Origin of the sequence: Microcystis sp. LEGE 00066 (assembly GCF_015207925.1) — a bacterium.
GTDB lineage: Bacteria > Cyanobacteriota > Cyanobacteriia > Cyanobacteriales > Microcystaceae > Microcystis > Microcystis ichthyoblabe_A.
The window spans coordinates 1-8307 of sequence record NZ_JADEVX010000184.1 but is presented as its reverse complement, the minus strand read 5'-3'; the positions used below and the strand labels follow the sequence as shown (position 1 = coordinate 8307).

Annotated in this window: 6 protein-coding genes; 2 read left to right on the top strand and 4 right to left on the bottom strand. The window is 43.0% G+C overall.

All coding sequences use genetic code 11. The annotated features are described in order from the left end of the window. Positions 1-41 precede the first annotated feature (41 nt). The 3 genes from IQ224_RS19365 to IQ224_RS19355 all read right to left on the bottom strand — a co-directional run bounded on the left by IQ224_RS19365 (position 42) and on the right by IQ224_RS19355 (position 2936). The gene (locus IQ224_RS19365) at positions 42-779 is read right to left on the bottom strand and encodes an ABC transporter ATP-binding protein (protein WP_002744412.1); all 738 of its coding nucleotides are present in this window, start codon (positions 777-779) and stop codon (positions 42-44) included. 151 nt (positions 780-930) lie between these two features. Next, the gene (locus tag IQ224_RS19360; RefSeq protein ID WP_002744413.1) at positions 931-1155 is read right to left on the bottom strand and encodes a ferredoxin family protein; all 225 of its coding nucleotides are present in this window, start codon (positions 1153-1155) and stop codon (positions 931-933) included. A gap of 95 nt (positions 1156-1250) precedes the next feature. After that, complete coding sequence (locus IQ224_RS19355) at positions 1251-2936, bottom strand: glycosyltransferase (RefSeq protein ID WP_194033367.1); 1686 nt, start codon at positions 2934-2936, stop codon at positions 1251-1253. A gap of 196 nt (positions 2937-3132) precedes the next feature. Here IQ224_RS19355 and tyrS point away from each other — a divergent pair, with 196 nt between their 5' ends. Further along, positions 3133-4350 carry a tyrosine--tRNA ligase gene (gene tyrS, locus IQ224_RS19350; RefSeq protein ID WP_002744416.1) on the top strand — a complete coding sequence of 406 codons (1218 nt, stop codon included), beginning with the start codon at positions 3133-3135 and terminating at the stop codon, positions 4348-4350. A 16-nt stretch (positions 4351-4366) separates the two neighbouring features. Here the strand turns inward: tyrS and IQ224_RS19345 are convergent, their stop codons facing one another. Beyond that, positions 4367-4603 carry a ferredoxin-thioredoxin reductase variable chain gene (locus IQ224_RS19345; RefSeq protein ID WP_002732972.1) on the bottom strand — a complete coding sequence of 79 codons (237 nt, stop codon included), beginning with the start codon at positions 4601-4603 and terminating at the stop codon, positions 4367-4369. A gap of 230 nt (positions 4604-4833) precedes the next feature. Here IQ224_RS19345 and carB point away from each other — a divergent pair, with 230 nt between their 5' ends. Next, a complete protein-coding gene (gene carB, locus IQ224_RS19340) occupies positions 4834-8079 on the top strand; it encodes a carbamoyl-phosphate synthase large subunit (protein ID WP_194033366.1) in 3246 nt (1081 codons plus the stop codon). Positions 8080-8307: the final 228 nt, after the last annotated feature.

The window sequence follows — 8307 nt, the reverse complement described above, 5'->3', positions numbered from 1 at the left end:
ATACGAGACAGCCACAAAACCATATCCTATACCTTTTAATATCAATCCTTTCCTTGGGCGCCATGATAAGCTGCCCCGAGGTATAATTCCCCTACTTTCGGGTTATTGAGTAAATCTTGACCCGATCCCTGAAAACGATCTTGACCACTTTCTAAAACATAACCTCGATCGGACATCATTAGGGCTTTTTTGGCATTCTGTTCCACTAAAATAATTGCAGTTCCCGTCTGATTAATCGCTTTTATCTGTTCAAAAACACTGGTTACTAAGATAGGAGATAAAGCTGCCGAAGGTTCATCGAGAATTAATAAATCTGGTTGCAACATCAGCGCTCTTCCCATGGCTAACATCTGTCTTTCTCCTCCGGATAAAGTGCCAGCTTTCTGACGACGGCGCTCGTCCAAACGAGGAAACATGGCATAAATGCGCTCTTTTAGGGGTTTAATCGCTTTTTTACTGGTAAAAGCCCCCATTTCTAGATTTTCCTCGATACTCAGGGACGGAAAAACATTAGCAATTTGGGGAACATAACCCATACCGAGGGGAACGATTTGATTAGATTTCCAACCAGTGATATTTTTTCCCTTAAAAGTGATAGTTCCAGCACTGGGTTTTAATAAACCAAAAATCGTCTTAGCGAGGGTGGATTTTCCCGCACCATTGGGACCGATAACTGTGACTAATTCCCCCGGTGCAATGCGAAAGTTAACCCCTTGCAATATGTATAAATCCTGCACATAACCTGCATAAACTTGTTCAACTTCTAAAAGATAATCCATGGTAAGGTAAAAAGGAGATAGGAGAGAGTAATATCAGTTGTGAATGGGGAAGTGGGGGAGTGGGAAGCATTTTCAGTAATCAGTAAACTGAAAACTTACATCTGATAACTTAAAACTTACATCTGATAACTGATAACTGATAACTGATAAATTAGGGAGTTTTTTGTAAATCGGGACGTTCTTCCGGCAGAATTGCACCTTCGACGGGGCATACTTGTAAACAGATACCACAGTCGATACAAGTGGCAAAATCAATCCAATACCAATCGGTTCCTTTAACATTTTTACCCAGTCCTGGATGGATACAAGCAACAGGACAAGCGGAAACGCAATCAGCAACCCCTTCACAAATTCCAGTGACGATCGAATGTGGCACAGTGTTTTCTCCTCTAATTCTTAACATTACTTTACCACTTTTAGGCACTGCCGTGCCAGGATCGGATCATTGTTAGGAAACTTTCTCTTAATTCCCTAAAATATTGGGAGTTTTTTCTTGATCTTAGCAAGAAGTAAAATAGAAGTTTTCGCTAGGGTTTTTACTATTCCCTTACGGGAGGACAAATAGTTAATTTGTTCCTGTAATTCCTGATTATTTTTCTGGAGATAATTATGATTATTTTCTAATTCTCTTAGTGATATTTCCATCTCTTGCATAGTATGATAATCTTGCTGTTGTTTCAGATACATTGTCTGTTGTGCTTCCTGTAATTTTCTTAACTCTAACCAGACTTGATTCTGACTTGATTCCTTAGTTTCACTGAGCGCATACTGGAAAAAATTACTAATTTCTGCCGCTATTTTTTGATTAACTTCAACAAGCTCGATAATACCAATTTTTTCGAGGGTAATTTTCGGATATAACCTTCTTAAATTTTGGGCGATATCAGAGGAAAAAGCGATGATTTTAGCAGCGGATAAAATGGCATAGTGTTTTTCTAAATCTACTGGTAAATTGCCGTTTTTTTCTGGGAAATCAGAAGCAAGCAAAAGTAGAGAAGGAGTGCTTAAGGGACTGGTATAAAAAGTGGAAATAAATAAATTAGCCTGTAGGCGATCGCAAATAGTTTGGATTTTTCTGGCATCCTTTCCCGTACAATTATAATCGTAGGATTCTGCGGGCCAATATTTAAATTTTTCCCATCGTGGTGCGGTGTTATTTCTATCTAAAATAACAATGTGTTGACTCAATTCTAATTGACTCCAATGCTCTAGAATTGAAGACCAAACCCTGGCTAATTTTCCTTGATCGATTTGAAAAATTACGCCATCAATAACAATAATTGGGGGTTTCTTCTGGGAGATAGCTTGAATTGTTTGTAATTTTTCTCGCTCCTCTTCCTGTAAAATTATGCCTAAATCTTCCATCTTAACTGGATTGGGTTTAATTTCTAGCTCCTTAGTTTCTGGGTGAGGAATTTCATAGATTTTACACACTTGATAATGTTCCTCTAATGCTTGACCATTACTACCATGTTCTAAACCTTGCATATTTAAATAATATAACCCTAAAATCTCAGGAATCAAAGCCATTTTTTCCCCTTGACTGCCGATTCTTAACCAAAATTCGTAATCACCAGCACAGCGAAAATTTTCCTGAAAATAACCATATTTATCGTGCAGCATTTTTCGCCACATTGGTTGAGAACCCACACAACAACCTTGACGCATCTGTTGATAGGAGTAATTTGGCCAATTCCAATGTTTTAAAGCTGGGGTAGTGGCAAAAGTATCATTTTTGATTGTAGTAATTAATTGATCGGCATAAACTAAACTAATCTCCCTATTATTATCTAGATAATTAGCCATAATTTCCAGAGCATTGAAACAGTGACGATCATCAGTATTCCCATTGGTGATATAGGAACCCCTAGCTAGTTTAATCGCGCGATTCCAAGCGCAGTAGAGGGTTTCTCTTTCTTGAGTTCTCTGGTAAATAATATTAGGATAATTTTCTTGAAACTCTTGGATAATCTCCCCTTCATTCTCTGGAGAAGCACTATCAATAATAATAATTTCTACTTCTCCCTTTTCATAAAGAGTTTGAGTAACTAAATCCTCTAGACAACCCCGGATAAACTCTGCTGATTTATAGGTAGAGACAATTACAGAAACTTTGATCCTCTGCACGGGGATAGAGTTATTACAACTAGGATTCATTGGCTTATCTGATCGCAATTCAAGACAGAAAATTTTTTGATAATTTTGAAAAAGAAGATTTTAAGACTCTATATTCGATCGAGAGAATTGTCAAGATGTTATCGACTTTTACTAAAGATACCAGTTTATTTACCTTTTGCTTGTTACTTGACATAATAAAAAACTATAATGGGAAGGCTGTGGAAAATGAGCAACAATGACCGTATCTTCCTCCCTAGACTGGTTAACCCGTGGAACCAGTGATTTATTCCCCCATCAACCCGACTCCCAAGATCCTAGGGAAAATTTAACCCAACTACTGCAAACTATCGATCGCCCTTTAAGAATTAAACTAGGTATTGACCCCACCGGCAGCGATATTCACCTAGGTCATAGTATCCCTTTTCGGAAACTGCGTGCTTTCCAGGATGCCGGTCATGTAGCAGTGGTGATTATTGGTGATTTTACCGCTAGAATTGGCGATCCGACGGGAAAATCGGAAGTTAGAAAACAATTGACGAGCGAAGAAGTGAGAGCTAATGCCGAGAATTATCTGGCACAATTACGCCCAATTTTAGATTTTAACACCCCTAATCGTCTAGAAATTCGCTATAACTCGGAATGGTTGGGGAAATTAGACCTCTCGCAAATTCTCGAACTTCTCTCCACCATGACTGTGGGGCAAATGTTGGCAAAAGAAGGCTTTTCCGAACGCTACGACCGAGAAAACCCGATTTTTCTCCATGAATTTCTCTATCCCTTAATGCAGGGTTATGATTCCGTAGCTGTTGAGGCCGATGTCGAATTGGGAGGAACCGATCAAAAATTTAATATTGCCGTCGGTCGCGATTTACAGAAATATTTCGGCAAAAAACCGCAATTCGGGTTACTTTTACCGATTTTAATCGGAACCGATGGCAGTCAAAAAATGTCCAAATCCCTGAATAATTATGTGGGATTGCGGGAATCGGCCCTGTCCATGTACTCGAAACTGGAAAAAACCCCCGACGCTTTGTTAAAAGATTATTACGAACTATTGACAAATTTGCCCTTAGATGCTAGGGCGAGCAATCCTCGGGAGGCACAAAAACAACTGGCGATCGAGGTAGTTGCCCAGTTTCACGGGACAGAGGAGGCATTCAATGCACAAAAAACGGCGCAGGAGATAGTTCTACAGGGAAATACGGCAGCTGCGGCCTCTGTCCCCGAATTTTCCCTAGCAGCGGTCACTTTTCCCCTAAAACTATTCTATCTTCTCTCGGCCACCGGCTTATGTAAAAGTAGCGGCGAAGGGAGAAGACAGATTCAGGGGGGTGCAGTCAGAATCGATAGCGAGAAAATCACCGATGTGGACAAAAGTTTTGAGACAGCCGAAGCTTTAGCCGGCAAAGTCCTACAGGTGGGCAAAAATAAATTTATTCGCTTTGTAGCTTAAATAAGCGAAAAAGTCCCTATTCGGCGGCTTTTTCCACGATTTCTAACTCAAAATCTCGAAAATGGGCTTTAAACTTTTTACTGAACTCAACGAGGACAGGTAGATTGGCGCTAACCGGTCTGCCACGCCATTCGGTGACAAAAGCTTTCACCCCTCCCTCTAATCCTTTCACGTCAAAAGGATCCGATTTGTGTTCAGGATGATGATAAACTACCACGGACTCAATTACACGAACTCGATCGCCAACTTTCATAAACTCTCTAGCGAAGACAAAGGCCTATTGTATCTTTGAAAACAATCCTATCATTGTAGGCGATATCAGTGATCAGTAAACAGTGATCAATTATCAGGGAAATGGGGAGAAAAAAGCTGCCTGCTGCCTGCTCAAGCAAACAAGGTCATTAAACCTAAATAAAGCTTTGCGGGATCGAGGGTGACAACATATACAATGATTGGGGTTTATCGTCAAGCAACCCTAAGCCTATGCCACGCCGTGATGACTTAAAGAAAATCCTAATCTTGGGCGCTGGCCCGATTGTCATCGGACAAGCCTGTGAATTTGACTATTCGGGAACTCAAGCCTGTAAAGCCCTACGAGAAGAAGGTTATGAGGTAATTTTAGTCAATTCTAACCCCGCCTCGATCATGACCGACCCAGAAATGGCCGATCGCACCTATATTGAACCAATTCTGCCGGAAATTGTCGAGAAAATTATCGAGAAAGAACGCCCCGATGCGATTCTCCCGACTATGGGGGGTCAAACTGCCCTGAATACTGCGGTAGCTTTGGCTAAAAGCGGCGTTTTAGAAAAATATAACGTGGAACTGATCGGGGCAAAACTTCCCGCTATTGAAAAAGCCGAAGATAGGGAACTATTCAAAAAAGCAATGGAGAAAATCGGTGTTCCCGTTTGTCCTTCGGGGATTGCCAACAATTTAGAGGAGGCAAAAGCGATCGGTCATCAGATCGGTTCCTATCCTCTCATTATCCGGCCGGCCTTCACTTTAGGCGGAACGGGGGGCGGTATTGCCTATAACCAAGAAGAATTTGAACCGATGGCCCAGTATGGGCTAGATTGTTCGCCTACATCGCAAATTCTCGTTGAAAAATCCCTAATTGGCTGGAAAGAATACGAATTAGAGGTTATGCGCGATCTAGCCGATAACGTGGTGATCATCTGTTCGATCGAAAACTTTGACGCTATGGGGGTCCATACCGGCGACTCGATTACGGTTGCGCCCGCCCAAACCCTAACCGATAAAGAATACCAACGCCTCCGGGACTATTCTAAGGCAATTATTCGGGAAATTGGCGTAGAAACCGGCGGATCGAACATCCAATTCTCCGTTAATCCCACTAACGGCGACGTAATCGTGATTGAGATGAATCCCCGGGTATCCCGTTCTTCGGCCCTGGCATCAAAAGCCACGGGATTCCCGATCGCTAAATTTGCCGCTAAACTAGCAGTAGGCTACACTTTAGACGAAATTCCCAACGATATCACCAAAAAAACCCCGGCTTCCTTTGAACCGACTATCGATTACGTCGTCACCAAAATTCCTCGCTTTGCCTTCGAGAAATTCCCCGGCTCCCAACCGATTCTAACCACCCAGATGAAATCCGTCGGGGAAGCCATGGCTATCGGTCGAACTTTCCAAGAATCCTTTCAAAAAGCTCTGCGCTCCCTAGAAACGGGGCGTTTTGGCTTTGGTTGCGATAAAATCGAAACTCTCCCCCCCCTCTCGGAAGTCCGGGCCAGTTTGCGGACACCTAACCCCGAACGAGTTTATAGTATCTATCATGCTTTTAAATTGGGCATGAATGGGGAGGAAATCCACGAACTAACCGGGATTGATCCCTGGTTCCTCGATAAATTGGCTGATTTGATGGAAACCGAGAAGTTTCTCAAACGAACTCCCCTGAAAAGTCTCAGCCAAGAGAACCTATTCGCTATTAAACAACAGGGTTTTAGCGATCGCCAAATCGCCTTCGCCACCAACACCAGCGAGGACGAAGTAAGAAGTTATCGCAAGGGTTTGGGTATTGTTCCAGTCTATAAAATGGTGGACACCTGCGCGGCAGAATTTGAGGCCCTAACACCCTATTATTATTCCACCTACGAACAGGTAGAATCGGAAGTTTTACCCTCCGATAAACGCAAAGTGATGATCCTCGGTGGTGGTCCCAATCGCATCGGCCAGGGGATAGAATTTGACTACTGTTGTTGTCATGCCGCTTTTTCCCTCAGTCAAGCCGGTTTTGAGACGATTATGGTCAACTCTAACCCGGAAACTGTCTCCACCGATTACGATACCAGCGATCGCCTTTACTTTGAACCCCTGACTAAAGAAGATGTCTTAAATATCATCGAAGCGGAACAACCAGAGGGTTTAATTATTCAATTCGGTGGGCAAACTCCCTTAAAACTGGCCGTTCCCCTGCAAAAATATTTAGAATCGCCTAATTGTCCCGTAAATACCAAAATTTGGGGAACTTCACCCGATTCGATCGATACTGCCGAAGATCGAGAACGTTTTGAACAAATCCTCCGACAATTAGATATCCGACAACCCCTCAACGGTATTGCCCGCAATTTCCAAGAATCCCAAGCAGTGGCTCAACGCATCGGTTATCCTGTGGTAGTACGTCCGTCCTACGTTTTGGGCGGTCGGGCAATGGAAATCGTCTATTCCGATAGCGAATTGGAACGCTATATGAAGTATGCGGTACAGATAGAACCGGATCACCCGATTTTAATCGATAAATTCCTCGAAAATGCCATCGAAGTGGATGTGGATGCCCTCTCAGATGCCACGGGAACAGTCGTTATCGGGGGATTAATGGAACATATCGAACAAGCGGGCGTACATTCGGGCGATTCTGCCTGTTCTATCCCCCATACGTCCCTGAGCGCCTCGGTTTTAACCACAATTCGACAATGGACGGTGGAACTAGCGAAAGCGTTAAAAGTAATCGGTTTGATGAATATCCAGTATGCGGTACAGGGAGAGACAGTTTATATCTTAGAAGCGAATCCCCGCGCTAGTCGTACCGTTCCCTACGTTTCCAAAGCAACGGGAGTTCCTCTGGCAAAAGTTGCCTCCCTCGTCATGTCGGGCAAAACCCTAGCAGAATTGGGTATCACCAGCGAAGCAATTCCCCGTCATATCGCCGTCAAAGAAGCGGTTTTACCCTTCCAGAAGTTCCCCGGTGCTGATACTCTCCTGGGACCAGAAATGCGTTCTACAGGCGAAGTAATGGGGATTGACAGCGATTTTGGCAAAGCTTTCGCTAAAGCGGAAATGGCCGCTGGCGTGATTTTAGCCACCAGTGGGACGGTTTTCGTCTCGATGAATGATCGCGATAAAACCCCCATGGTCCCCGTGGTTAAGGATCTGCAATCCCTCGGTTTTCGCGTCGTCGCTACTTCGGGAACTCGTAAAGTTTTGTTAGAAAACGGTTGCGAAAATATCGATTTAGTGCTAAAGATTCACGAAGGCCGTCCCGACGTTGTCGATTGGATCAAAAATGACTGGATTCAGTTTATTGTCAATACTCCCAGTGGTGAAGAATCCCAAAACGATGGCCGAAAAATTCGCCGTACTGCCCTCGATTATAAGTTACCAATTATCACCACTATCGCCGGGGCAAAAGCGACGGTAGCGGCCTTAAAATCCCTGCAATCCCAACCTTTAGAGGTGAAAGCTTTACAGGATTATCTCGCCTAATATCAGTAATCAGTAATCAGTAATCAGTAATCAGTAATCAGTTATCAGTTATCAGTTATCAGTAATCAGTTATCAGTTATCAGTAATCAGTAATCAGTTATCAGTAATCAGTAATCAGTTATCAGTTATCAGTTATCAGTTATCAGTTAGAAAGGGGATATAGGGATTTAGGGGTTTAGGGAAATTTCAGCCAAATGTCCCACTACCCCATCTCCCCATCTCCCCATC

What these genes read in the sequence shown, in the direction of transcription:
- tyrS (WP_002744416.1), top strand. Translation starts at nt 3,133, where the DNA reads ATGACCGTATCTTCCTCCCTAGACTGGTTAACCCGTGGAACCAGTGAT.
- IQ224_RS19365 (WP_002744412.1), bottom strand. Translation starts at nt 779, where the DNA reads ATGGATTATCTTTTAGAAGTTGAACAAGTTTATGCAGGTTATGTGCAG.
- IQ224_RS19355 (WP_194033367.1), bottom strand. Translation starts at nt 2,936, where the DNA reads ATGAATCCTAGTTGTAATAACTCTATCCCCGTGCAGAGGATCAAAGTT.
- IQ224_RS19345 (WP_002732972.1), bottom strand. Translation starts at nt 4,603, where the DNA reads ATGAAAGTTGGCGATCGAGTTCGTGTAATTGAGTCCGTGGTAGTTTAT.
- carB (WP_194033366.1), top strand. Translation starts at nt 4,834, where the DNA reads ATGCCACGCCGTGATGACTTAAAGAAAATCCTAATCTTGGGCGCTGGC.